The organism is Streptomyces sp. NPDC051684 (assembly GCF_044453445.1).
Classification (GTDB): Bacteria; Actinomycetota; Actinomycetes; order Streptomycetales; family Streptomycetaceae; genus Streptomyces.
Map to the genome: position 1 here is coordinate 176,354 of NZ_JBITCS010000012.1, position 24,977 is coordinate 201,330.

Below are 24,977 nucleotides of genomic sequence, written 5' to 3' on the forward strand. Positions count from 1 at the left end.
CTTCTGGACAGGCACCCTGCGCAAATCATAGGGTCGACATGCCGAACGACGGGCGGCTCGCGCCCACCCCTCGGCCCGGCATCAGGAGAACGACATGGTCACGCTCGCAGAGGTCGCCCAGCACGCCGGAGTCTCCGCCAGTACCGTGAGCTATGTCCTCAGCGGCAAGCGGTCCATCTCGGCAGCCACCCGCGAGCGCGTCGAGACGAGCGTGCGCACGCTCGGCTACCACCCCAACGCCGGGGCCCGCGCCCTCGCCAGCAGCAAGTCCAACATCATCGCCCTGATGGTGCCGCTGCGCACCGACATGTACGTACCCGTGATCATGGAGATCGCGACGGCGGTCGCCACCGCCGCACGCGCCCACGGCTACGACATCCTGCTGCTCACCGGCGAGGAGGGCGCCCAGGCCGTGCGCCGCATCGAGGGCAGCGCGCTGGCGGACGCCGTGATCGTCATGGACGTCGAACTGGACGACGAGCGGCTGCCGCTGCTGCGCACGGCGAGCCGCCCCGCCGTCCTCATCGGTCTGCCCGCCGACACCACCGGACTCGACTGCGTGGACCTGGACTTCGCCGCCGCGGGCGCCCTGTGCGCCGAGCACCTCGCGGGCCTCGGGCACCGCGAGATCGCCGTCATCGGCGAGGCCGCCGCCGTCTACGAGCGCCGCACCGGCTTCGCCGAGCGCACCCTCACGGGCCTGCGCGAGCGCAGCGCCGAACTCGGCCTGCGGCTGCTGCACCGCCCCTGCGAGGGCAGCTACGCCTCCGTCTCGGCGACGCTGTCGCGGATCTTCGACGAGCGCCCCGGCACCAGCGCGTTCATCGTGCAGAACGAGGCCGCAACCGACCCGCTGCTCGCCCTGCTGCGCCAGTCGGGGCGGGCCGTCCCCGAGGACGTGTCGGTCGTCGCGGTCTGCCCCGAGCAGGTCGCCCGGCACGCGTCGGTGCCGCTCACCTCGGTCGCCGTGCCCGCGCAGGAGATGGGGCGGCGTGCGGTGGAGCGGGTCGTCGCGCGGATCGAGGGCCGTGGCACGGGCGAGGAAGTGGTGCTGATCGACCCGGAGTTGACTGTCCGGGAGAGCGCCGCGCAGGCACCGCCCGCTGCATAGGATCGCCACATCCGGTCCCGAAGCGTCACAAGACGCGGCAGAAAGCGAGCGTGCCCGTGCACCCGACGTACGTCCTCGTCCATGGAGCGTTCGCCAACTCCTTCTCGTTCGCGCCGCTCCAGGCGGAACTGGGCCTGCTCGGGCACCGCTCGGCCGCCGTCGACCTGCCGGGGCACGGATTCAAGGCGACGTACCCCGCCGGGTACCAGACCCCGCAGGACCTGGAGGGGCTCGCCTCGACACCCGGCGCCATCAAGGGAGTCACCCTCGCCGACAACGCCGAGCACGTGATCGGCGTCCTGGAGCGGGCCAAGGAGAACGGGCCCGTCGTGCTCGTCTCGCACAGCCGCGGCGGCGTCACGGCCACGGCCGCGGCCAATCGCCGCCCCGACCTGATCGACCACATCGTCTACGTCGGGTCCTGGTGCCCCGTCGACCTGAGCGTGGGCGACTACCACGCCGAACCGGAGATGGCCTCGGTCGACATCGCCGCGCTCGGCCTCGCGATGGCGGGCGACCCGGTCGAACTCGGGCTGCTGCGCGTCAACTTCCGCACCGCCGACGAGAAGGCGCTCGACGCGTTCAGGTCGGCCTTCTTCGCCGACGGCACCGACGACGAGTTCCGCACGTTCCTGAACACCTTCCAGCCGGACGAGAACCTCGACGTCGGCGCCGCGGACGACCGGGCGCGGGCGGACACCTGGGGCCGCATCCCAAAGACGTACGTCCGCCTCGCGCGCGACGCGAGCCTGCCGCCCGCCCTCCAGGACCGGCTGATCCGCGAGGGCGACGCGCTGACCCCGGACAACCCCTTCCGCGTCCGCACCCTCGACAGCTCGCACCTGAAGTGGCTGGTCGACCCCGCGCCGGCGGCCCGGGTCCTGGCGGAGATCGCCGAACTCCTCTGACCGCCCGGGGCATGGGGCGGGGGTGACACCACATCCCAGACGTGAGTAAGGTGAGCCTTACCTCAGTTTGGAGTGGAGATGGTCAACCCAGTGGCGCACCAGGAGCTCACCCCCGCCGAGCGGGCGCGGACGATCCTCGCCGCGGCCGACACCCTGACCCTGACCCTGACCACCGCGACCGAGGCCCGGCTGCGGCTCGACTGCGTGGGGCTCTACGCCGTGGACGCCGCGTCCCGGCTGGTCCTGCTCGACCCCGCCGACCCGCGGCTGACCGAGGCGCTCGCCACGGCGCCGCACTCGGGCCTCGCCGCGTACGCGGAGTTCACCGATGTCGCCCCCGTCGTCGTACGCGACCGGGTGCGCGCCCGCCTCGCCTTCAGCGGACGCCTCGGGAACGCGGGGCCCGACACCCTGGTGTTCCGCCCGGCGCGCGCCGCGTTCGCCGAGGACGACACGGTGCGCGTGCTCGACATGACGGAACTCTCCGCGGCGGCGCCCGACCCGCTGGCCGGGGTCGAGGCGGAACTGCTCTCGCACCTCGACACGGGCCACGCGGACCTGCTCGTCCAACTCATCGAGCTCGTCGGGGACCTGGACCTGTCCGACGTGGCGGACATCCGGCCCGTACGCCTCGACCGCAGGGGCCTCGTGCTGCGCCTCGAACGCGCCGCCCAGGAACACGAGGACGTACGCATCGCCTTCCACACCCACGCGGTCGGCCCCCACGAGGTGGGCCACCGCATCCAGGAACTCCTCGACGTCGCGGCCGCCCGCGCGCACCGCTGAACGGAGGCATCATGCAGCGCGGCAACCTCACCGCCACCCGCGTCAAGCCCGAATCGGCGCGACCCCTGCGCCTGCACGTGCTGCGCAGCGAACGGCTCTCGCCGCACTTCGCACGGGTCACCCTCGGCGGCGACGACATCGCCGACTTCCGGCCGATGGGCTACGACCAGTGGTTCCGCCTCTTCCTCCCGGCGGGGCCCGACGCGGACGCCTCGCTGGGCCGGGTCCCGGACCGGCTGACCACGGTCAGCTACCTGAAACTCCTCGGCGGCCCCAAGGAGACCCGCCCCGTGCTGCGCAACTACACGGTCAGCGCCCACCGCGCCGAAGGCCCCCAAGGCCCGGAACTGGACGTCGACTTCGTGCTCCACGGACACGGTGACGACGGTGCGGCCGGCCCCGCCGCGACCTGGGCGGAACACTGCGGACCCGGCGACCCGGTCGTCCTCTTCGACGAGGGAACCGGCTTCAACCTTCCCGAAGGCGTCCGCCACGTCGCCCTCGCCGCCGAGGAGTCGGGCCTGCCCGCACTCGCCGGTGTCCTCGCCTCGCTGCCCGGAGACACCACGGGCTGGGCCGTCGCCGAAGTGCCGACCTCCGAGGACCGCAGGAAACTCACGGCCCCGCCCGGCATCGAGGTCGTGTGGGTCGACCGGGGCGGCCGGGAGTCGCCCGTGCCCGGCGCGGCCGCACTGGAGCGTGCCGGCCAACTGTCGCTCCCCGACGGCCCGTTGTACGGCTGGGCGGTCGGAGAGTCGGGTCTCGCCACCGGGCTGCGCCGGCACTGGGTGGCTCAGGGTGTGCCGAAGGAGCGCATCATGTTCTGCGGCTACTGGAAACGCTGAGCGCTTGCGCCTGCCTGGCGCGCCGCAGCTCCTCCACGGCCACCGGGACCGGAGCCGGCTGCACGCCGAACGCGCCGAGGTGCCGGTACGCGTCGCGCAGCGCCAGATAGGCGGCGGCGGGCAGCACCCGGCGCAGTACGGGAACCGCCGCCTTCGCGACGCCGTGCAGGGGGTGTCGGGACGCGGGTGCGGCGGCGGTCCGCGCCCGCTCGGCCGGCACGGGCTTCGCGGCGCTCGGCACGGAGAGCTTCACCCCGGAAAGGCGCGGCGAGCTGAGCCAGCCGCCCACGTTCAGGCGCAGACACACGTGCCAGGCGCCGGGGTCCAGCGGTCCTGAGATCTCGTCGACGCCGGCGGGGTCGATGGTGCACTCCGTCGTCCAGTGCATCTCCCACAGCTCGGGGTCCGCCTCGTGCGGCGTGGGATGCAGCGTGGACGTCCCGGTGGTCACGACGAGCTGGGTGCCGCCCGCCTTGTGGTGCACGAGACCCTGCGCCTTGGCCTTCTTCAGCGGCCGGGTGAAGTCGAGCACGGGGTCGAGCCCCGTCAGAACGTCGAGGGGAGCCGGGGGCTGCCAGGTCCACCGCACCCGCTTCTGCCCGGACGGTGCGCCGTGCACCGTGCGGCGGAACAGCAACGGAGTGCTCTCGCCCGTCTCCGGGTCGGTCCGCACCAGCGCCGTGCGCGTACGCACGTGCAGTGCCCCGTCGCGCCAGTCCGCCGCCTCGATCGCCGGGCGGTGCCCGACCTGGCTCTCGTACCGGGCGTAGGCATGGATGCCCTCGTGATCGCCGGACCGGCACAGCCGGGAGAGCACGCGAAGGCGCTCCGGCAGATGGCGGTCGACGGCGGCGGGCAGCTCGCCGGCGAGATCGATGACCTCCTGCCGCCAGGCCGCGCGACGCTCCTCGTCCTGCCCGAGGAAGCCCTTGCCCGTGAGCCGCTTCAGCGCCTTGCTGCCGTACCAGTTGGCGGTGAACCGGTGGCGCAGCTCGTCGTCCGACACCTGGGTGTCCGGGGCGTGCAGCAGCGCGATGATGCGCCGCACCGAGCCGATGTAGGGGGCGGGCTCGATGGGGGTGTAGCTGATGTTGTGCTTGCCGCTGCGGTGCCGCACCCAGTGGTAGGTCGTGTAGTCCGGCACCGTGCTGACCTGCTTGGCCAGCAGATAGGCCCGCAGCGTGAACAGATGGTCCTCGAGCCGTACCCGGCCCTCCTCGAAGCGCAGGTCGTGGTCGAGGAGGAACTGCCGGCGGAACAGCTTGTGGACGGTCATGCTCCCCAGCAGCACCGGGTTCTCGCGCACCGACCCCCGCTCCAGCGGCCTGGCGAACGGGGCCCGCGGGGCGCCGCGCCCGTGGCCCGCCATCCGCCCGATCACGATGTCCGCGTCGGTCTCCTTGGCGCGCGCGTAGAGCCGCTCCAGCGCCTGCGGGGCGAGCCAGTCGTCGTCGTCGACGAAGTGCACGTACTCGCCGCGCGCGCGGGCGACGCCGGTGTTGCGGGGGCGGCCGGGCCAGCCCGAGTTGGTCATCGGGACGACCGTCATGTTGTCCTCGTCGGCCAATTCCCTTTCCAGGAATGCGACGGTGTCGTCGGTGGATCCGTCGTCGACGTAGAGAACTTCGAAGTCCGTGCGGGGCATGGACTGTTTCCGCAGTGCGGTGAGGCCCACCATGACGTCTTCGCCAGTGTTGTGGGTCGGAATGATAACCGTGACTTTTACGGGGGTCATGTAGGTGTGTCAATCCGTGCGCTCGGACCAGTTCCGAGGAGAGGGCTCGTAACCTAGCAGCGTTTACATCCTTCACAGGAAACGCATCTTCCATGGTCACCCCGCGATATGAATATCGCACGGAGTATGCCGGGTCACTGTTTTGAGTGACGTGGGCCGGGCCCTGCCGGGGTTCTCATTCATCTCTGCGACGGTGTCGGCCATGGCTTCTCTGTACCGGACACTGCTGAACGGCCTCGCTCGGACCGGGGCCCAGATCATCGACCTCGCCCCCGGGGCGGCGGTCCTTGTGCACCGGCGGCACGGGAAGTGGACCAGCACCGACTTCGGCGGCGGCGTCCATCTCGTCGTGGACCAGCGGAAGTCGGGGATGCCGGAGCGGGATTTCCAGAAGGCGGCGTCCGACTATCTGTGCAGCCGCCACGTCGCCGAGATGCTCGACTACTACGGGGTGAACTGCGTATTCGACGTGGGCGCGAACGTCGGACAGTACGGAAACCGCCTGAGGCAGTTCGGATACAAAGGCCGCATTGTATCCTTCGAGCCCGTCCCGCGCTTCCTGGAGAAGCTCCAGAAGCATGCGGCGAACGACCCTGACTGGCACATTTTCCCGTGCGGGCTCGGCCGTTCGGACGAACGTCGGCCCATGTACGTCGAGTGGAACACGATGAACTCGCTGCTTTCCCCGAGCGACTACGGGAACGCGGCGTACAAGCGGTTCACCAAGGGCCGCACCGAGGAAATCCAGGTAAGCCGCCTCGACGGCCTCATGGACCAGGCCCTCGACGGCATCGCGGACCCACGCCCCTACCTGAAGATGGACACGCAGGGCTACGACCTGGAGGTCTTCGCCGGGGCGGGGGAGCGCGTCGACGACTTCGTGGGCCTTCAGTCGGAGGTCGCGCTGCTGCGGCTCTACGAAGGCAGCCCCCGCATGCAGGAGGCCCTCGCCGAGTACGAGGGCCGCGGCTTCGAGGTCACCGGCATGTACCCGGTGACCCGCGAGAAGAGCACCGGCCGGGTGCTCGAGTTCGACTGCGTGATGATGCGCCCCGGTGAGGCACCCGTGCCGGTTCCGGGGGAGCGGAAGCGCGCTGCCGCCGCCGGACAGGGGTCCGGCGGCTGAGCCGCTTCAGCGGTCGAGCTCCCGGTGCGCGCTCTCCGGGAGCCGCAGGTACACCACGGAGGACACGAGGCACAGCACGGCGACGTACCACGGGAACAGCCCGCTGTGCCCCAAGTCCTTGAACAGCGTGCCCATGTACGGCGCCGTACCGCCGAACAACGCCACCGTCAGCGAGTACGGGAACCCGATCCCGGCGGCCCGCACCCGCGCCGGGAACACCTCCGCGTTGACCGCCGCCGAGATCGACGTGAACCCGGTGAGCAGCACCATGCCGGCGCACTGCGCGAACAGCAGCGAGGCGAACGACCCCGTCAGCGAGTGCAGCAGCGGCACGCTCAGCAGCGCGAACCCGAGCCCGAAGAACAGCAGCAGCGGCTTGCGGCCGAAGCGGTCGGAGAGCATCCCGCCCACCGGCTGCAACAGCGCGAAGAACGCCAGCGAGATCGTGCCCGCGGTCAGCGCCTGCGGCTTGTCGATGTCCGTGTTCAGCTCCGCGTACGTCGGCAGGTACGAGGTCCACGTGTAGTACGCGAGCGTGCCACCGGCGGTGATCCCGCAGATCAGCAGCGACTGCCGCGGGTACTGCCGCAGCGCGTCGAACAGGCCCGGCCGCTCGTGCCCCTCGCTCCGCGTCTCCTGCGCCCCCTGCCGGATCCAGAACCCGACCAGGCTGAGCACCGCCCCCGCCAGAAACGGCACCCGCCACCCCCAGCCGTCCATCTGCCCTTCGGCGAGCGTGGCCACGAGCACCGCGGCGACACCGGACGCGATCAACTGCCCGATGGACGTGGACACATACTGGAACGACGAGAACAGCCCGCGCCGCCCCAGCCCCGCCGACTCCACCAGAAACGTCGTCGACGCGGCGAACTCCCCGCCCACGGACAGCCCTTGAAGCAGCCGGGCGAGCACCAGCACGACGGGCGCGAGCACCCCCACCGACGCATAGGTCGGCGTGATCCCGACGAGCAGACTGCTCCCACCCATCAGCAAAATGGTCACGGTCAACGCGGCCCGCCGCCCCCGCCGGTCGGCGACGGCCCCCATCAACAGCCCACCCACGGGCCGCATGAAGAACCCGACCGCGAACACGGCGAAGGTGGCGAGCAGCGGAACGAGCGAGTTGTCGGCACTCTTCGGAAACACCTGGTCGGCGATGTACGTCGCCAGGAAGGTGTACGCGTACCAGTCGTACCACTCGACGGCATTGCCGACGGAGGCGGCGAGGAGCTGTCGGGCCGGGTGAACAGGGCGGAGAGTGGTCGTGGCGGTCTCTGTCATGATCCTGTCCCGTTCCCAGGAACGTCCCTGTTCAAGCGCAGGTCGAGGCAGTCAACACTTTGCCTTCACCCGCGTCGACTCGCCGCAGCCGACCGGCCGTGCCGTTTGGTGCGGCCGTAGATCAAAACCATACTCACGGGCGCTGAGTCAGCAAAAAGTCAGCACGAGCCCGAGGCCGTGGCCATGGCCTGCTCTCCGACGTATCGAATCTTCGCGTGTGTCGTGTTGTGACGGCCTGCCACCGCTTGAGGTGTCGTCCCTCGAACGGTATGCGGACCGGGAAGCCGGCACCTTGACAGGCCTTGTCGGCCCAGCACTTGGTGCCCACCTCGGCGAGCGCGTCGATGATGCCGTGCGTACGCGCCGCCGAGGATGACGTATGCCTTCTTCCGGGCCCTGACCATGGCCTCGTCCAGTGTCGGTGCCAGCGCGGCCAGGACGCCGGCGGCCTCGCGGATGTAGCGGCACGCGGTTGCGACGCCGATACCAAATCCGGCCGCGAGCTGCGCATATGTGCCGCCGCACCGCAGATGGGCCAGGGCGATAAGGGCTTGGCGGCCGGGAGACAGCCGCTTCCACCGGCTGCCGATCTCCCGGCGTCGAGCCGTCAGGTGCCGGCCCGGGTGACGCAGGTGGGTGGTGGACAGGTCCATCGCGGACGGGTAGACAGCACGCGGAACTCCTGGCACGACGGTTGATCTTGGTCGACACTCTGGCTCGCACCGTCGAACAGGCCGGACCCTGACGGGGTGCCTCGGTAGGTGAGGTGCGGGATGCGGCTTCGACGTCGCGTTCGTCGAAGCCGCCGCGGAAGGGGTTCTGGTGTCGGATCGGCCGCGGCTCAGCCGCTCGACATGCTCGCGCAGCTTCCCCGTCAGCCGTGAGCGATGCGCCGGTAGCGTCGGACGGCCAGCGGCATGAAGACCGCGATGACCGCGCACGTGCACAGCAGTGCGTAGCTTGTGGCGTGTTGGACCGGCCAGGCCGATGGTGTCACGACCCCCTCCGGAGCCTGGTTGCCGAAGAGTGAGCGGGCGGCTGTGGCGGTCGCGGAGACCGGGTTCCACTCGGCGATGACGCGGAGGGGGCCGGGCATGGTGGTGACCGAGACGAAGGCACCTGAGACGAAGGTGACGGGGAAAAGCCAGATGAATCCGGCGCTCTGGGCGACTTCGACACTGCGCGCCATCAGGCCGATCGTCGCTCCGACCCAGGACATGGCGAACGCGAAGAACAGGACCAGACCGTAAGCGGCGACGGCGGCCGGAACGGATCCTTCTACGCGCCAACCGACCAGGAGACCGCACAACGAGGTGACGGTGAGCGTGACGGCGCTCATGGCGAGGTCGGACAGGGCGCGGCCGAGTATGACGGAGCCGCGCGGCATGGGCAGCGCGCGGAAGCGGTCGACCATCCCCTTGTCCATGTCGGCGGCGAGACCGATGGCGGTGAAGGAGGCGTTGAAGGTGACGGCTTGCGCGAAGATGCCGCCCATCAGGAACGTGCGGTACTCCGCACCACCGAGGCTGCCCCCGAAGACGTAGGCGAGCAGCAGAACGAACATCAGTGGTTGGACGAGCGCGGCGACGACGGCGCCCGGCGTGCGCCGAAGGTTGACCAGGTTGCGCCAAGCGATCACCAGTCCGTCGCGTACGGTGCGCAGCGATCCGGCCGGCTTCCGGGCGGTCAGGGTCACCGTCGCCATGCATGGGCTCCTTTCCTGCGGCCGCCGCGGCGCTTGACCGCGGCGGGGCTCTGTGCGGGGGACTGACTGTCATTCGGGGCCAGTTCGGTGTCCTGCACGTCCGGTTGCTCGCCGAGAGCGCGGGGCGATCGCGGCCTGCTGGTCAGAGACAGGAACACGTCGTCGAGGGTCGGTGGGGCGACGGACACCTCCCGTACGGGGAGTTGAGCCGCTTCCAGCGCGGCAAGGGCCTGCCGCAGGTCAGCCGCTCCGTGGTCGGTGGCGAGCGAGATCTGGCCGGTACGCCGGTCCACCTCGGGCTGGTGGCGGCCCAGGCCGGCCAGCACCTGGGCCACCACCGGGAGAGTGTCAGGAAGGGCCGGGCGCAGCGTGATCCGCTCGCCGCCGACGGCAGCCTTCAGCTCGGTGGCCGTGCCGCGCGCGATGACGCGGCCCTGGTCGATCACGGCGATGGAGTCGGCGAGCTGGTCGGCTTCCTCCAGGTACTGGGTGGTCAGCAGGACCGTGGTGCCGTCTGCCACCAAGTCCTGTACGGCTTGCCAGGTGTCGGCCCGTCCACGGGGGTCGAGGCCGGTCGTGGGCTCGTCGAGGAAGACCACCGCGGGCCGTGTGGTCAGGGCGCCCGCCAGGTCCAGTCGGCGGCGCATGCCGCCGGAGAAACCGCCACTGGGCCGGTCCGCGGCTTCGGTGAGCGCGAACCGGTCGAGCAGGTCGCCGGCGTGTGCGCGGGCCTCCTTGCGGCTCATTCCGTAGAGCCGTGCGACGAGGTAGAGGTTCTCGCGGGCGGTCAGGCGTTCGTCGACCGCGGCGTACTGGCCGGACAGGCCGATGCGTTCGCGTACGGCCTCGGGGGCGTCGCGGACGTCGTGTCCTGCGACCGTGGCACGGCCACCGTCGGGACGCAGCAGCGTGGTCAGGATGCGCACGGTGGTCGTCTTGCCCGCGCCGTTGGGACCCAGAAGGCTGAGTACGCTGCCCGCCGGGGCCCGCAGGTCGATGCCTGCGAGCGCCCGGCGGTCGCCGAAGCTCCGGGTGAGCCCCTCGGCCACGATGGCGTCCCGCTCGCCGGTAGATGTCACGGCCTGGCCGGCCCGCTGGGGCAGGGGCTGCCTGAGAGGGCCCATCAGATCCACAGCGGACGGGCTCACCGGGACGCCAGCGCGCTGCGCGGGGTGAGGTCCGTCCAGTGCGCGTCGACGTAGGCGATGCACTCCTGCCGGGGTGCGGGCCCGTGGACGGGACGCCAGCCCGCGGGGACGTCGGCGAACTCGGGCCACAGGGAGTGCTGGCCCTCGTCGTTGACCAGGACGCGGTGCTGAATGGCGGGGTTGTCGAAGGGGTTGGTCATGGTGGTGTCGCTCTTTCCGGTGTCGTTGGATGAACTGCGTTGGTTTCGGGTGGACTTGGGTCCGCCGCCGGGCCTGACGGCCCGGCGGGTGGGGTTCATACGGCGCGGAGCGCCGCGTCGAGGACGGGTCCGATGAGAGCCCGGGAGTCGGGGCGCAGCATCTGCGCATGGCCGCATGGCACGTCGTGCACCTGGAGCGTGCCGTCGACGTGCGGATCCCACAGGGCGGGGACGAGGCCGTTCTCGGGGTCCTCTTCCGTGGCGCGGAAGAACAGGACGTCGCCGTGGAAGGTGCGCGGCACGTAGCGACGCATCAGCCGGGCCTGGTCGGCGAAGTTGCCGACCATGGTCTCGATGGTCTCCGGCTCCAGGGCGCCGAGCGGGCTGCCGGTGTCGCGCAGAGCTCCCCGGACCGCCGCCGCGTCCAGCGGGACGTCGGTGTCCCAGGCGGACAGGTCGAGCCCCAGAGCGGTCAGCAGGGCGCGGAAGACGACGTCTCGACCGGCTTCCTCCAGCCCGTCGGCGGGCGGTACGGGGAAGGCGTCCAGGACGGCCAGCAGCGCCACCTCCTCGCCCGCGTCCTGGAGTTGGACGGCCATCTCTTGGACGACGTTGCCGCCGAAGGACCAGCCGAGCAGCCGGTAGGGACCTTGCGGCTGCGCGCTGCGCACCTGTGCGACGTAGTGAGCCGCCATTGCCTCGATGCTGTCGGGGAAGTGCTGAGTGCCGTCCAGATTGGGTGTCTGCAGGCCGTACACCGGTCGGTCGGTGACGTGCTGGAGGAGGCCCGCATAGGACCAGGAGAGACCGCCGGCCGGGTGGACGCAGAACAGGGGCGGCAGGCTGCCGGTGACGCGCAGCGGCAGCAGGCACGCCAGGTCCGCGTCGGTCGAAGTGTCGCCGGACGGTGCCTCGTGTGACGCGAGCGCGGCCGCGAGAGCGGCCGGGGTCGGCGTCTCGAACAGCGCCCGCATGCCCAGTTCGGTCCCCGTGCTGTCGCGGATGCGGGCCAACAGACGAGCAGCCAGCAGCGAGTGGCCGCCGAGGGCGAAGAAGTCGTCGTCGGCCCAGCACCGTTCGAGGTCCAGGACCTCCGCGAACAGAGCACACAGCAGGTCCTCGCGCGGTCCGGCCGGGGGCCGGCCTGCCGTGCGCGCCAGATGCTCGTCACGCGGAGCGGGAAGAGCATCGACATCGAGCTTGCCGTTCACGGTGAGCGGCAGCGCGTCGAGGGTGACGAACGCGGCGGGAACCATGTAGCCGGGCAGCTCCGCCGCGACGGCCGCGCGCAGCGCGTCACGGTCCGGCGCGGTTGTTCCGGCGGCCCTGGCCGTGTCGCTGTTGACCACGTAGGCGACCAGTTGATCCGTGCCCTGGACATCCTGGGCGCCGACGGAGCCCAGCGTCACCGCCGCCCGAGCGACGCCGGGCTGTCGCTCCAGTACGGCGACGATCTCGTCGGGCTCCACGCGGAATCCGCGCACCTTCAGCTGGCCGTCGGCCCGGCCGCGGAACTCCAGTCGGCCGTCCGCGGCTCGGCTCACGAGGTCTCCGGTGCGGTACATCCGCTCGCCCGGCGGGCCGAACGGGTCGGGTACGAACCGGGCCGCGGTCTCGGCGGGCCGGCCGAGGTAGCCGCGCGCCAGGCTCGCGCCCGCGAGGTACAGCTCGCCGGTCGTCTTCGGTGCGGCGGGCCGCAGGTACCGGTCGAGGACGTAGCAGCGGGTTCCGGCGACGGGCTCGCCCAGGACGGGCCGTTCCGTGGCGCGCAATGGTGCGGCCAGGGTGTCCACGGTGGCCTCGGTGGGGCCGTACAGGTTCCACACGCTCAACCCGGGCACGTCACGCAGCCGCTCCCAGAGGCCGGGTGGCACGGCTTCGCCGCCGAGCGCCAGCACGACGGGCCGATGCCCGGTCCCGCACAGCCCGGCGTCGAGCAGGGCCGCCGCGTGGCTCGGGGTCGTCTCCAGCACGTCGATCCGTTCCTCGCGCACGGTACGGACGAAAGCCGCCGGGTCGCGCCGGACGTCGTTGTCGACGATCAGGAGTTCGTGCCCGTCGAGCATCCACAGCAGGGGGTCCCAGGAGGCGTCGAAGGACAGTGAGGCGGTGAGCGCCACTCGCAGCCTGCGTCCGCCCGCCGCCGCTCGCGCGGGAGCGAACAGTGCGCGCCGGTGGTGTTCCAAAAGCTGCGCCAGAGACCGGTGCTCCACGACGATGCCCTTGGGTCGTCCGGTGGATCCCGACGTGTGCAGGACATAGGCAGAGTTCCGGTCCCCGAAGGACGAGCCCTGCCCCGGGAGTTCGCCGGGGAGTCCGGCCAGTGCCGTCAGAGTCGCGGCGGAGTCCAGCAGAATGACCTGCCAGTCCCCGTCGGGGAGCCGGTCGGCGGTCGACGCGGTGGCGAGCACCACGGCGGGCTGTGCGTCCCCCAGCACCGCGGCCACGCGCGACTGTGGCAGGGAGTCGTCCAGCGGTGCGTACACACCGCCCGCGCTCAGCACACCGAGCATGGCGGCCACCGAGTCGGTCGAGCGCGGCAGCAGCACCGCGACCGTCCGCTCCGGCCCGACGCCTTTCTGTCGCAGAAGATGTGCCAGACGGGCGCTGTCCCGGGACAGTTCGGCGAAGGAGAGTGCGTGCGGGCCGCAGCGCACCGCGATGTCGCAGCTGCGCGCCGCCGTGGCCGTGGCCTCGAAGCCCGCGGCCACGGTCGGATGTCGAGGCGTGGCCTGCGGACCGCGCCCACGGTGGAGCAGCTCGGCGCGCTGCGATTCGCCGAGCGGGTCGTGCCGGGACAGGGGAGTGTCCGGGGCCCTCACCACGAGCCGCAGCAGCGTGACGAAGGACTCGGCCAGCCCCTGCGCAGTCGCAGTGTCGAAGAGGTCGCGGGCGAACTCCAGCTCGCCGGTCAGTTCGCCGTCACCCGACTGCTCAGAGAAGTTGAACGACAGGTCGAACTTGGCCGCCGCCGTGTCCACGCCCTGCACCGCCGCGTGCAGGCCCGGCAGATCGAGGGTGGGACGGCCGGCGTTGTTGAGAGAGAGCATCACTTGGAACAGCGGGTGCCGGGCGAGCGAGCGCGGGGGTGCCAGATGTTCCACCAGTGACTCGAACGGCAGGTCCTGGTGCGCGTACGCGGCCAGGTCGGTCTCCCGGGTCCGCTCCAGCAGGCCGCAGAAGTCCGGGTCGCCGTCGGTACGGACCCGCAAGGTCAGTGTGTTCACGAAGAAGCCCACCAGCCCGGCGAGCGCCTCGTCGGTCCGTCCGGCGACCGGGGTGCCGACGACGATGTCCTCTCCCGCGCCGTAGCGGTCCAGCAGCGCGGCGAGCACGGCGTGCAGTGCCATGAAGGTGCTGGTGCCCTTGCGCCGGGCCAGCTCCGCCAGCCGTCGGCCGTCGTCCTTCGTCAGCGGAAGGGTGACGTTGCCACCGTGCCCCGAGCTGACGTCCGGACGCGGCCGGTCCGCGGGAAGCGCCAGTTCGGTGGGAGCGCCGGCCAACGTGTGCCGCCAGTGCGCCAGTTGCCGCGCGTGCACGCTGTCGGGATCATCCGGGCTTCCCAGGAGATCGTGCTGCCAGAGCGCATAGTCGGCGTACTGCACCGGCAACGGCGTCCAGACGGGAGCGCGGCCGGCGGAGCGTGCGGCGTAGGCGGCTGCCAGATCCTGCGCCAGCGGGCCCATCGACCATCCATCGGCCGCGACGTGATGGACCGTCAACAACAGGATGTGCTCCTCGGGCCCGGTCAGCAGCAGCTCGGCGCGCAGCGGTAGGTCATGGGTCAGATCGAATCCCTCGCGTGCCGACGCGCGCAGTACGTGCGGAACCTGGTCCGGCGTGCAGGGCGTGACGGAGAGCGTCGGGCGGCCTTCGCCGGGGGACAGGACGCGCTGGGCCGGTGTGCCGGGACGGTCGGCCGTGTCGCGGAAGACCGTGCGCAGACTCTCGTGCCGGGCCACCACGTCGCCCAGCGCGCTGTGCAGCGCGGGCACGTCCAGCCGCCCCTGAAGGCTGACCGCCATGGGCAGGTTGTAGGAGGCGTCTTCGGAGTGCATGCGGTTGAGGAACCACAGTCGGTGCTGCGCGGAGGACAACGGCAGGTCCGCCGGTCGATCAGTCCGGGCGTGCAGGGACGGACGGCCGCGCGCGGCGCCGTCGAGGTGCCTCGCCAGGCCGGCCGGGGTCGGGTCCTCGAACAGCGCGCGGACCGGTATCTCGACCCCGAAGGCGCCCCGTACGCGGCTGACGATCCGGGTGGCCAACAGTGAGTGGCCGCCGAGCGCGAAGAAGTCGGCGTCCCGGCCGACCGGGCCGCTGCCGAGGCACTCGGCGAACAGCGCGCAGAGGATCTCCTCCTGCGGGGTGCGCGGACGCTCTCCCTCCCGGGGCGAGGCCGTCCCCGGCTCGGGGAGCGCGGCGAAGTCGGTCTTGCCGTGCACCGTCAGCGGAATGCCCGTCACCAAAGCGAGGTGAGAGGGCGTCATGTACGTCGGGAGCCGGTCGCCGACGAACGACCGCAGGTGCGCGGCCGTCGGCTCCGTGCCCGTCTCCGGCACGATCCAGGCGACCAGCCTGCCGCCGCCGTCGGCCGCACGGACTGTGACCACCGCCTGCCGCACGGCCGGGTGGGCGGTGAGCGCCGCCTCCACCTCGCCGGTCTCGACACGAAAACCGCGCACCTTGACCTGTGAATCCGTGCGGCCCACGAACGACAAGGAGTGGTCCGGCCGTCGGCGCACCAGATCGCCGGTGCGGTACATCCGGCTGCCCGCGGGGCCGTAGGGGTCGGCGAGGAAACGGTCCGCCGTCATGCCCGTCGCCCCGTCGTAGCCACGGGCCACGCCGGCCCCGGCCAGATACAGCTCGCCTGTGACACCTGGCGGCGTGGGGCCCAGTTGCGGGTCGAGGACCCGGGCGCGCATCCCCGTGACCGGGTGGCCGATGACGGGCACCGAGCCGGGCACCACGGGGGCGATCACGCTGTCCACGGTCGTCTCGGTCGGTCCGTAGAGGTTCCACACGGTCACGCCGGACAGGTCCGACAGCTCCTGCCACAGCTTCTCGCCCACCGGCTCGCCGCCCAGCGCGACGACACGCGGCCAAGGCTTGCCGGGCGCGAACAGGCCGCACGCCCGCAGCTGTTCGAGGAAGGACGGCGTCGTCTCGATCACGTCGATCCGCCGCGCGTGCAGCAGCTGCACCAGCGCTTCCGGATCCCGACGGCTCTCGTCGTCCACCAGGTGGAGTTCGTGTCCGGCGACCATCCACAGCAGCGGGTCCCAGGAGGCGTCGAAGGTCGCCGCCGCTGTCAGGGCCACCCTCAAGGGACGCCCGTTGTTGGCGCGTTCGGCAGGTTCGATCAGGTGCCGTCCGTGGTGCCGCAGCAGATTTGCGAGCGCGCGATGCTCGACGACGACGCCCTTGGGCCGACCGGTCGAGCCGGAGGTGTGCAGCACGTAGGCGGGGTCGCCCCCGCGCGGGCAGTCTGCCGGCAGCTCGATGGAGCCAGGGGCGACGGTGGTCGCGTCATCCAGATAGAGGGCGGGTGTGCGGGAGGCCGGAAGTGCCGTAGCGCGGTCCCGTTCGGTGAGCAGCACCGCCGGCTGTGCGGAATCAAGGATGTGGGCATTGCGCTCGGCCGGATGGGACGGGTCGAGAGGCACGTACACGGCGCCGGCGCGCAGCACACCGAAAAGGGCGGCGATCTGTCGTTCCGACCGGGGTACCGCGACGGCCACGCGGTCACCCGGACCGACCCCCGCGGCGGTCAGGCGTAGTGCCACGCTGTGCAGTTGGTCCGTCAGCTCCGCGAACGACACCGTGCGCTGCCCGTCGGACACCGCGGTGCGGCCCGGGGTGACCGCCGCCTGCGTCTCCAGTACGTCGCAGACACTGTGCACCAGCTCGTGTCCGCGATGCCCGTCCTCGTCACGCGCCCCCGCGTCGAGGGCGGCGTGCCGTTGTTCCCTCGTGAGCATCTCCAGGGCGCTCAGCCGCGCGTGGGGAGCGGCGAGCGCCGATCGCAGCAGACGCACGAAGTGGTCGGCGAAGCGGCGTACGGTGCTTTCGTCGAACAGCTCGGCGCTGTACTCGACCTCGCCGGTCAGTCCCGCGGGCAGTCCGTCCGCGTCCTGGAGCTCCGTGAAGTCCCAGGTGAGGTCGAACTTCGCGGTTGCGTGCTCGGGCCGCAGGACCTCGGCGCGGACCCCAGGCAGGTCGAGGCGGGGCGCGCGGGTGTTGTTCAGAGCCAGCATCACCTGGAAGAGCGGGTGCCGGGAGAGCGAGCGCGGCGGAGCCAGCGCCTCCACCAGCTGCTCGAAGGGCAGGTCCTGCCTGCCGTAGGCGCCCAGGTCCGCCGTGCGCACCCGGTCCAGCAGCTCCCGGAAGGCGGGGTCGCCGCCGGTGTCCACGCGCAGCACCAAGGTGTTGACGAAGAACCCCACGACCTCGTTGAACTCCTCCTCGTCCCGCCCCGCGACCGGGGTGCCGACGACGATGTCGTCTCCGCCGCCCAGCCGCTGCAACAACGCGGCGAGCACCGCGTGCAGAACCATGAACGGGCTGACTCCCGCCTCCCGCGCAAGCGCGACAAGGGCACGGTGCTCACCCGCGTCCAGGCGCACCGGCATGCGACCCCCGCGGAACGTGGCGCGCTCCGGACGCGGCCGGTCGTGCGGCAACGGGATCTCGGGCGGCAAGCCGTCCAGGACCGTCCGCCAGTCCCTCAACTGGTGGGCGGCGAGCGAATCGGCATCGTCCCGCTCACCGAGCCGGGTGCGCTGGCTCAGCGCATAGTCCGCGTACTGCGCAGGCAGCGGCGCCCACTGCGGCCCGTGTCCTTGGGTGCGGTCCTGGTACGCCGCGCACAGGTCTCGGACCAGAGGCCCCATCGACCAGCCGTCGGTGACGATGTGATGGAAAGTCAGCAGGAGCAGATGCGAGCCTGCGCCGCCGTTCCGCTCGCTGGTGGGAACCAGCAGAGCGTGGAGGGGCGGCCGTGCGGTCAGGTCGAACTCGGGGGCAGGGAAGTCTCCCGGGTGGGCGTCCAGCAGCAAGGGGGCGGTGTGCAGTTCGACTCCACACTCGTCTGCCGGCAGCACGACCTGGTGCGGGCCCTCCGCGTCCTCCCGATACATCGTCCGCAGACTCTCGTGCCGCGCCAGTACATCGCTGAAGGCCGCCCGTAGAGCCGGTACGTCCAGATCTCCGTCGAGCCGGATGGCGACGGGTATGTGGTAGCGCTCGCCGCCTTCGCCCATGTGCTCCAGCAGCCACAGCCGGTGCTGCCCCGCCGAGAGCGGCAGCCGTGCCGGGCGGGCCCCGATGCCCGGGCCATCGGCGGATCCCTGAGGCTGTCGGGACCGGCGGTCGGCGGCCACGAGTTCCGCGAGCCCGGCGACGGTCGGCGCCCCGAACAGTGCGCGTACCGGCAGCCGGATTCCGGTCCGTTCGGCCAGTGCGCCCAGGAGCGGAGTGGCCAGCAGCGAGTGGCCTCCCAGGGCGAAGAAGTCGTCGTCCCGGCCGACCTCGGCAAGGCCGAGGAGGTCCGCCATCGCCGCGCACACCGCTTCCTCGGTGGCGGTGCGCGGTGGACTCTTGGGACCCGTGGAGACAGCGGCGGCCCGGGGGAGGGAGGAGGTGTCCAGTTTCCCGTTCGGGGTCAGCGGGAGCCGGTCGGTGGTGGCGTACGCCGCGGGCACCATGTGCGAGGGCAGCGACGCTGCCAGGGCGTCGCGGACCAGGCGCTGATCGCACCGCACCCGCGTGCCCGCCTCGTCGACGGTCGGGACGAGGTAGGCGGTGAGCAGCTCTGTGCCCGGCTCATCGCCGTGCAGAGCGACCGCCGCCTGGGCGATCCCCGGCAGCGCCGTGAGCGCCGACGCGATCTCCCCGGTCTCTACCCGGTGCCCACGGACCTTGATCTGGTCGTCACTGCGGCCGGCGAATTCCAGCGAACCGTTCTCGTGCCACCGCGCCAGGTCCCCGGTGCGGTACATCCGCGCCCCCGGCTCCCCGAACGGATCGGGCAGGAACCGGTCCGCGGTCATGCCCGGTTGCCCTGTATAGCCGCGGGCCACGCCATCCCCCGCCAGGTACAGCTCCCCGGTCTGCCCGCACGGCAGCAACCGCATGGCCGCGTCGAGCACGTAGCAACGGGCGCCCAGGACTGGACGTCCGATGACAGGATCCGTGCCGTGGACCCGCGCGGTGACGGCGTTCACCGTCGTCTCGGTCGGCCCGTAGAAGTTGTAGGCGAGAAGGTCCTGCTGCGCCGACAGCCGCTGCCACAGTTCGTCGTTGACCGGTTCGCCGCCCAGCGCGATCACCGTGGGACGGTGGACTGCCCCGCCGACCGTGCCCTCGTTCTCGGCGATGAGACCGGCGACCAGCAACTGCTTCAAGAAGCTGGGCGTTGTCTCGATGACGTCGATCCGCTCGGCGCGCAGGAAGCCGACCAGTGCCTCCGGGTCGCGGCGCGTGGCGTCATCCACGATGTACAGGTGGTGGCCGTCCAGCATCCACAGCAGCGGGTCCCAGGAGGCGTCGAAGGACGTGGCTGCGGTGAGCGCGACACGCATCCTGCGCCCCGCGGCCAGTTCCGCGCTCGCGTACGACTCCTGCCGGTGGTGGGCCAGCAGATTGCTGATCGAGCGGTGCTCGACCAGGACACCCTTGGGCCGGCCCGTCGAGCCGGACGTGTAGATGAGGTAGGCGGCGTCATCGCCGCGCGGTGCCTCACGTGGGAGTCCGGACCCGGTTTGGCGGGACTGCGACAGGCCTCGCACGGCCGTACTCGCAGGAGCCATCTCTGCGATCGGACCGTCAGGCACGCAGATGAGGATCGCCGGGGCCGCATCGCCCAGCAAGTAGCTGATGCGTTCTGCCGGGTAGGCGACGTCCACCGGCAGATAGACCGCGCCGCTGCGCAGCACGGCGAGCGGGGCGACGACGGTGTCGACCGAGCGGGGCAGCGCGACGGCCACCGTCGTGCCAGGACCGGCGCCGTCGGCCCGCAACGCCGCAGCCGCCGCGTCGACCTCCCGGTCCAACTCGGCGAACGTCAGGCTGCGCGTGCCGTCGTCGACAGCCGGTGCGTCGGGCATCGTGCGCGCCAGTTGGGACAGCACCTGTGGCAGCGTCGGCTCGTCCCCTTCGGCACACGTGCGGGACCCATCCGTGACCGGCACGGCGTTCGGCAGCCCGGTGCCCATGGTCAGCAACCGGTCCCGCTCATCGGGTCCGGCGAGGTCCAGTGAGCTGAGCGGCCGCTCCAAGTCCGTGACGAGTTCCTGTGTCACTCGCAGGATCCGCTCCAGGTGTCCGGCCGCGGTGCGCTCGTCGTAGAGCGCCGCGTTGGCCAGGACATCGATGCGGGCACCGGCGCCACCGGGCGCCGGGTGCACGGCGAGCGTGAGGTCCTCGACGGGGCCGAGCGACAGGTTGTGGAGCGTGCCGGTGGCCGGACCGAACCGCAGGTTCTCGTCGAAGGCCAGCACGTTCACCGCCGGTCCCATCAGGGAATCGCCGCGGACCAGACCGCGTTCCCGGCGCAGTTCCTGCGCCGGGAACCGCTGATGCCGCAGCGTGCCGCGCATCGCGTTCGTCACCTGACGCAGCAGAACCTGGGCGCTGTCCGTCGCGCTCAGGTGCAGCCGCAGGGGAAGGACCTGGGACATCATCCCTGGTGTCTGCCGTGCGGTCCGGCCGCGGCGACCGGTCACCGGCATGCCGAGCAGCAGATCCTGTGCGCCACGTATCCGGTGTGTGTAGACGGCCGTGCCGGCGACGAACAGCGCGGGCCAGGCCACCTTGGCGCGCCGGGCACCGTCACGCAGTCGCTGCCACGCGGCCCGGTCCAACGTGACCGACTGCCGCACCACCTCCGGGCCCGGCGCACCCGTGCTGTCCGACAGCCGCTCGGGGGAGGGCGCATCGGTCAACTGGCTTTGCCAGTGGGCGGCGTCCTCGGCGTACTGCGCCGACCCCACGTACTGCCGTGCCTCGGATACGAGGGGTTCGAGCGGGAGCGACTGGAAGGGTACGTCGATGCCGGCGGCCAGAAGGCCGTACGTCTCGGCGATCCGGCTGAGCGCGACAGCCGCGCCGTAGCCGTCCAGGATCAGGTGATGTGTGCGCAGGTACAGGAGATGGCGCGACGGCGACAGCCGGTACAGCGTGAACGCCGTCACCGGCCCCCGCACGACATCGACGGGCGTGGACAGGTCCTGCCGCATCGCCCGATGAGCGTCGGCTTCGCCGTTCGCACTTGCGGACACGTCGACGAGGGCGACACCAATGGACAGGTCACGGTGGACACATTGGCTCGGCGTACTGCCGGTCTCGTCGTCGGTCACCGTCGTGCGCAGCGCCTCGATCTCCTGAGTCGCGAGCTGGACGGCCCGGCGCAGTGTTGTGACGTCCAACTCCCCTTGGATGTCGGCGTACTCGGCAATCGTGAAGTCCGTGCCGCGCGGGCGGAGGTGGTGGGCGAACCACAGGGACTCCTGCGCCGGCGTCAGCGGCAACCGGACGGTGGTCTTCTCAGCCATGCGCCCGCCCCAGTACCGATGTGTTGCGTGCCGACACCGTCGACCACCCCTCCTGATCTCACCTGAATCGGTGCACATGCGAAGCCTCAACTGCACCGTCTTTCGTGGTTAATCCGCGACGCGTGGGACTACGGATTGGTGTGTGACACAGCACACCCTTTGTTACTAGTGCGTATTGCGTCCCGTTCATACCCACGGGCTTCGAGCACCCATCCGGACGGGGGGAGGGCTACGGATCAAGGTCGTCAGGAATCGTCGAGCGGTTCGACGCCGCCGACTCCGAGCGCAGAGGAGCACCTTCAGATGCACCGTTCAGGATGGGCCAGGTCCCTTCGCGGCATAGCCGTGGCAGGCAGTGTCGTGGCCCTGGGCCTCACCGGCGCCACGGCCGCGTCGGCCTCCACCGGGTCAGGAAAGGCGGGGAATACTTGGTCCAAGCAGGAAGCACCCGTTCGGCAGGCCGTCACGGATGGCCGTGGTTATCGAGGGACTCAGGGCTTCAACTTGTGCCTGCTTTCCCGCTGTTCCACGGGCTCTCACGATGACACCGGAGGCGGCATCGGTCTCGTGCAGGGCGGCAATCTCTGCCTGCTCTCGACCTGCGAGCTGCGGCCCTGAAGCGTATCGACGTAAATGACGATCTGTAGGGCCAACTCCTTCGGGGTAGGTCGGCAGATCAGTGCTCGCTCTTGATCGCACCGTCACCAAGGGCCGGCGGCGGCCCGGGTGGCGAGGCCGATTCCGACGCACAGGACGAGGACCGACGTGCCGACCGGTCCGCACGCAGGCCGGCCCCGAGACGGTCACGCAGGCGTACGAGGAGCAGGCCTGCGAGGGTGAGGGTGCCGGCCATGCCTACGCCGTAGCCGATGACCAGGGTGATGCCGCAGGTAGTGCGTCCCAGCGCGGTGGCGCCGAGCAGGACGACGAGGGCGGACGGACTCGGCACGAGGCCGCCCGCGATGCCCCTGTCGATGAGGCCAGTTCGCCTGCTCCGAGAGGGGCTTGTGCCGTGGCCCGCTCGCTTGTGTGGATGAGTGTGCTCGGGCTCCTTGGTCAGCACGGCCGCGGAGCTGCGTTCGGACTCCGTCTGCTGAACCGAGCTACTGCTCGGGCCGAGGACGGCCACCGCATCAGTCGGCCCGCGTCCGTCAGGAGCACCGTGAGGGTGCTGATGGTCATGCGGGTGGCTGTGTGCGTGATGGTCGCTGTGCCCGTGATGGTGATGGTGTTGGGCGCTGCGACCGAGGAGTGCGGATCGCAGGAGCCACAGTCCGATGGCCGAGCCGACACATCGCCGTCATCCGGGCCGCACCGCCGCGGCCGACCGGACGTGTCGTTCGGTGCGGCCAGCACCCCTCAGCACATCATCCGCCGCTGTGGACGGGGTGGTTCGTTCGGAGGGGTGGAGTGCGTCCCCGTGTCGACGCCCTTACCCGTGGGGTGCTGCGGTGTTGTTCGACGTTTTCAGGGCCAGATGCTGATGACCGTTGCGGTGGGCAGGAGTGCGCCGGCGAGGGCGAGAAGCCAGTACCAGAGATGTCCGAGTCGGGTGCGGCGGGCGAGTGGTCGGTTGGCGAGCCACCACAGGACGGCGCAGGCGGCGGCCATGGGGCCGAACAAGACGAGTGCGGCTGATGGATCGCCGCCGAATTCGGCTCCTGCTGGATGAACCCAGAGGACTGCGGTGAAGTACAGCATCGAGATCGGAACGATCGCGGGGATGCCAAGGAGCACGTTGATACCGAGTGCCGTGTACCACTGTCTGATCATGGCTCCCTCACCCTTGTGATCACCTGTCGGTGACAGTGTGAACAGCGCTCCACCGACCCGCCGTTCGAGCTTCGCGATGGTCTGGCCGCCCCGACCGCTACTGAGGTGCAGCAGCTCCGCCGTGCGGCGGATGTGCAGCTCCCCGGCTCCAGGGTGCGGGAAGGTCTCGATCTCGTGCCGCTCCACCGGTCGCCCCCGCGTCCGCATTCCGACTGCGTAATTCAGGTGAGCGATCGTAGCGTGATTGAGCGAGGTCCGGTTCGGACAGGTCACCGGGCGAAGCCCCTGTTCACGAGCGGTTCGACGGAGTCGGCGCATCCGCGTCGTCGCGCCGGTGGACCTGACCTCTACGGCCGGCCACCGGCGCGGGCGGTGACGGACGCCTGACGGCGTCAGTCCAGCTGGAGTTCCTTCGTCTCCGGCGCCCACGCCAGCGACACCACAGCCCCGAGCACCAGCAGCGCCGTGAGGGTGATCATGGAGGCGGAGAAGCCGAACGCCGAGAGGCTCATCGGGAGCAGGAAGGTGCCGATCGCGGAACCGACCCGGCTGAGCCCGTTGAGCAGGCCCACGCCCGAGCTGCGGACCTGTGTGGGGAAGAGCTCCGGGGGATAGACCTGGTCGAGGTTGGAGGACGCCGACATCGTGAAGGTGAACACGAGGAACAGCGGGAACAGCAGCATCGTCGGCGCGTGCGGCCACACCCCGATCACGCCGAGGGCCAGTGCCATCACGAAGAACGAGGTGATGAGGAAGCCGCGCCGCGTGAAGCGGGCCACGAACCACAGGCCGATCAGCCCGCCCAGCAGCAGGAACAGGTTGAGCAGGCCGTTGCTGAGGAACTCCTCGTCGGCCAGCCCCACGCGCTCCATCACCACGGGCAGGAACGTGTAGATGGCGAAGTACGGGATGACCTGACAGTTGTAGTAGAGGACACCGAAGAGCGTGTTGCGGCGGTAGCGGCGGCGGAACAGCTCGCGGTAGTCGTAGGACTCCTCGGCCTGCCCCCGGGTCAGCAGGCTCGAGATGTCGATGTTGGGGCCGATGTGCTTGGCGACGACGGCCTTCGCCTCCTCGATCCGCCCCTTGCTGATCAGCCAGCGTGGCGACTCGGGTGTCCCGATGCGCATGAGGAGGACGAAGACGGCCGGCAGCGCGCTGCTGGCCAGCAGCCATCGCCAGCTGTCCCCGCCGAATCCGATCACGTAGTTGCCGATGAAGTACGCCGCGATGTAGCCGATCGTCCACATCGCCGTCAGCGAGGCGAGGAAGCCGCCGCGGTAGCGGCGCGGGCAGAACTCGGCGACGAGTGTGGGGCCCAGCGCGTAGTCCGCGCCGATGCCGAAACCGATCAGGAGGCGCAGCACGAACAGCTCGGTCGGCCCGGTGACGAAGAACTGCGCGACGGAGGCGACGGCGATGAGCAGGAAGTCGAGGGTGTAGAGCAGCTGCCGGCCCCAGCGGTCGGCGGCCCAGCCCAGCACGATGCTGCCGGCGAAGATGCCGATGAGCGCCGAGGCGCCGAGCAGGCCCTGCCAGGCAGGACCGAGGTGCATCTGCGGCGCGATGAGCGTCAGTGCGATGCCGATGATGCCCAGGTGGTAGCCGTCGGAGAAGTTCGCGCCGAAGGTGAGCGCCGTGATCTTGAGGTGGAAGCGGTTCAGCGGGGCGTCATCCAGGGTCGTCGCGGTCCCGGGAGCCGTCGCTGTCCCGGTGCCCGGTGGCGCGGCCACTTCCACAGACGGCGGTTGCTCCACGGCGTCCTCCTGAACCTCGCGAGAATATTGAATGATCGATTTCATGAAG

14 protein-coding genes and 1 pseudogene are annotated in these 24,977 nt (G+C 70.7%); 5 read left to right on the forward strand and 10 right to left on the reverse strand.

Going from position 1 to position 24,977, the window contains the following annotated elements; all coding sequences use genetic code 11:
- Nucleotides 1-94: 94 nt before the first annotated feature.
- The 4 genes from ACIA8D_RS17115 to ACIA8D_RS17130 all read left to right on the forward strand — a co-directional run bounded on the left by ACIA8D_RS17115 (nucleotide 95) and on the right by ACIA8D_RS17130 (nucleotide 3,650).
- Nucleotides 95-1,111, forward strand: coding sequence for a LacI family DNA-binding transcriptional regulator (locus ACIA8D_RS17115; protein WP_399232845.1), 1,017 nt, complete (start codon nucleotides 95-97; stop codon nucleotides 1,109-1,111).
- Nucleotides 1,112-1,167: 56 nt separating this feature from the next.
- Nucleotides 1,168-2,019, forward strand: a complete 852-nt coding sequence (locus ACIA8D_RS17120; protein WP_399232912.1) for an alpha/beta hydrolase — start codon at nucleotides 1,168-1,170, stop codon at nucleotides 2,017-2,019.
- A gap of 78 nt (nucleotides 2,020-2,097) precedes the next feature.
- Nucleotides 2,098-2,805, forward strand: coding sequence for a DUF2470 domain-containing protein (locus ACIA8D_RS17125; RefSeq protein WP_399232846.1), 708 nt, complete (start codon nucleotides 2,098-2,100; stop codon nucleotides 2,803-2,805).
- Between the two features lie 11 nt (nucleotides 2,806-2,816).
- Nucleotides 2,817-3,650 carry a siderophore-interacting protein gene (locus ACIA8D_RS17130; RefSeq protein WP_399232848.1) on the forward strand — a complete coding sequence of 278 codons (834 nt, stop codon included), beginning with the start codon at nucleotides 2,817-2,819 and terminating at the stop codon, nucleotides 3,648-3,650.
- On the opposite strand, the gene ACIA8D_RS17135 is transcribed toward ACIA8D_RS17130, so the two are convergent.
- A complete protein-coding gene (locus ACIA8D_RS17135) occupies nucleotides 3,622-5,385 on the reverse strand; it encodes a glycosyltransferase family 2 protein (protein ID WP_399232849.1) in 1,764 nt (587 codons plus the stop codon). The two genes, ACIA8D_RS17130 and ACIA8D_RS17135, sit on opposite strands and share 29 nt — an antisense overlap.
- 202 nt (nucleotides 5,386-5,587) lie before the next feature.
- Between ACIA8D_RS17135 and ACIA8D_RS17140 the strand changes: the two genes are divergently transcribed.
- Nucleotides 5,588-6,511, forward strand: a complete 924-nt coding sequence (locus ACIA8D_RS17140) for an FkbM family methyltransferase (RefSeq protein WP_399232851.1) — start codon at nucleotides 5,588-5,590, stop codon at nucleotides 6,509-6,511.
- A 6-nt stretch (nucleotides 6,512-6,517) separates the two neighbouring features.
- On the opposite strand, the gene ACIA8D_RS17145 is transcribed toward ACIA8D_RS17140, so the two are convergent.
- The 9 genes and pseudogenes from ACIA8D_RS17145 to ACIA8D_RS17185 form a co-directional block, all read right to left on the reverse strand.
- Nucleotides 6,518-7,792 (reverse strand): MFS transporter, encoded by a 1,275-nt coding sequence (locus ACIA8D_RS17145; RefSeq protein WP_399232852.1) that lies wholly within the window; start codon nucleotides 7,790-7,792, stop codon nucleotides 6,518-6,520.
- Nucleotides 7,793-7,968: 176 nt separating this feature from the next.
- Nucleotides 7,969-8,445 (reverse strand): annotated as a pseudogene (locus tag ACIA8D_RS17150) (transposase family protein); the annotation flags it as partial.
- A 221-nt stretch (nucleotides 8,446-8,666) separates the two neighbouring features.
- Entirely contained in the window at nucleotides 8,667-9,497 is an 831-nt protein-coding gene (locus tag ACIA8D_RS17155) for an ABC transporter permease (RefSeq protein WP_399232854.1), read from the reverse strand.
- Nucleotides 9,485-10,576 (reverse strand): ATP-binding cassette domain-containing protein, encoded by a 1,092-nt coding sequence (locus tag ACIA8D_RS17160; protein WP_399232856.1) that lies wholly within the window; start codon nucleotides 10,574-10,576, stop codon nucleotides 9,485-9,487. The genes ACIA8D_RS17155 and ACIA8D_RS17160 overlap by 13 nt, the downstream gene beginning before the upstream one ends.
- Nucleotides 10,577-10,641: 65 nt before the next feature.
- On the reverse strand, nucleotides 10,642-10,845 hold the full coding sequence (locus ACIA8D_RS17165; RefSeq protein WP_399232858.1) for an MbtH family protein: 204 nt from the start codon (nucleotides 10,843-10,845) through the stop codon (nucleotides 10,642-10,644).
- 95 nt (nucleotides 10,846-10,940) lie between these two features.
- Nucleotides 10,941-21,398, reverse strand: coding sequence for an amino acid adenylation domain-containing protein (locus tag ACIA8D_RS17170; protein WP_399232861.1), 10,458 nt, complete (start codon nucleotides 21,396-21,398; stop codon nucleotides 10,941-10,943).
- 676 nt (nucleotides 21,399-22,074) lie between these two features.
- Nucleotides 22,075-22,347, reverse strand: coding sequence for a hypothetical protein (locus ACIA8D_RS17175; protein WP_399232863.1), 273 nt, complete (start codon nucleotides 22,345-22,347; stop codon nucleotides 22,075-22,077).
- A 518-nt stretch (nucleotides 22,348-22,865) separates the two neighbouring features.
- Complete coding sequence (locus ACIA8D_RS17180; RefSeq protein ID WP_399232864.1) at nucleotides 22,866-23,357, reverse strand: hypothetical protein; 492 nt, start codon at nucleotides 23,355-23,357, stop codon at nucleotides 22,866-22,868.
- Nucleotides 23,358-23,563: 206 nt separating this feature from the next.
- The gene (locus ACIA8D_RS17185; RefSeq protein WP_399232866.1) at nucleotides 23,564-24,928 is read right to left on the reverse strand and encodes an MFS transporter; all 1,365 of its coding nucleotides are present in this window, start codon (nucleotides 24,926-24,928) and stop codon (nucleotides 23,564-23,566) included.
- Between the last annotated feature and the right edge of the window lie 49 nt (nucleotides 24,929-24,977).

Excerpts from the sequence above, each read along its gene's own strand:
- ACIA8D_RS17115 (WP_399232845.1), top strand. The coding sequence starts at position 95 with ATGGTCACGCTCGCAGAGGTCGCCCAGCACGCCGGAGTCTCCGCCAGT.
- ACIA8D_RS17125 (WP_399232846.1), top strand. The coding sequence starts at position 2,098 with ATGGTCAACCCAGTGGCGCACCAGGAGCTCACCCCCGCCGAGCGGGCG.
- ACIA8D_RS17130 (WP_399232848.1), top strand. The coding sequence starts at position 2,817 with ATGCAGCGCGGCAACCTCACCGCCACCCGCGTCAAGCCCGAATCGGCG.
- ACIA8D_RS17135 (WP_399232849.1), bottom strand. The coding sequence starts at position 5,385 with ATGACCCCCGTAAAAGTCACGGTTATCATTCCGACCCACAACACTGGC.
- ACIA8D_RS17140 (WP_399232851.1), top strand. The coding sequence starts at position 5,588 with ATGGCTTCTCTGTACCGGACACTGCTGAACGGCCTCGCTCGGACCGGG.
- ACIA8D_RS17145 (WP_399232852.1), bottom strand. The coding sequence starts at position 7,792 with ATGACAGAGACCGCCACGACCACTCTCCGCCCTGTTCACCCGGCCCGA.
- ACIA8D_RS17155 (WP_399232854.1), bottom strand. The coding sequence starts at position 9,497 with ATGGCGACGGTGACCCTGACCGCCCGGAAGCCGGCCGGATCGCTGCGC.
- ACIA8D_RS17165 (WP_399232858.1), bottom strand. The coding sequence starts at position 10,845 with ATGACCAACCCCTTCGACAACCCCGCCATTCAGCACCGCGTCCTGGTC.
- ACIA8D_RS17170 (WP_399232861.1), bottom strand. The coding sequence starts at position 21,398 with ATGGCTGAGAAGACCACCGTCCGGTTGCCGCTGACGCCGGCGCAGGAG.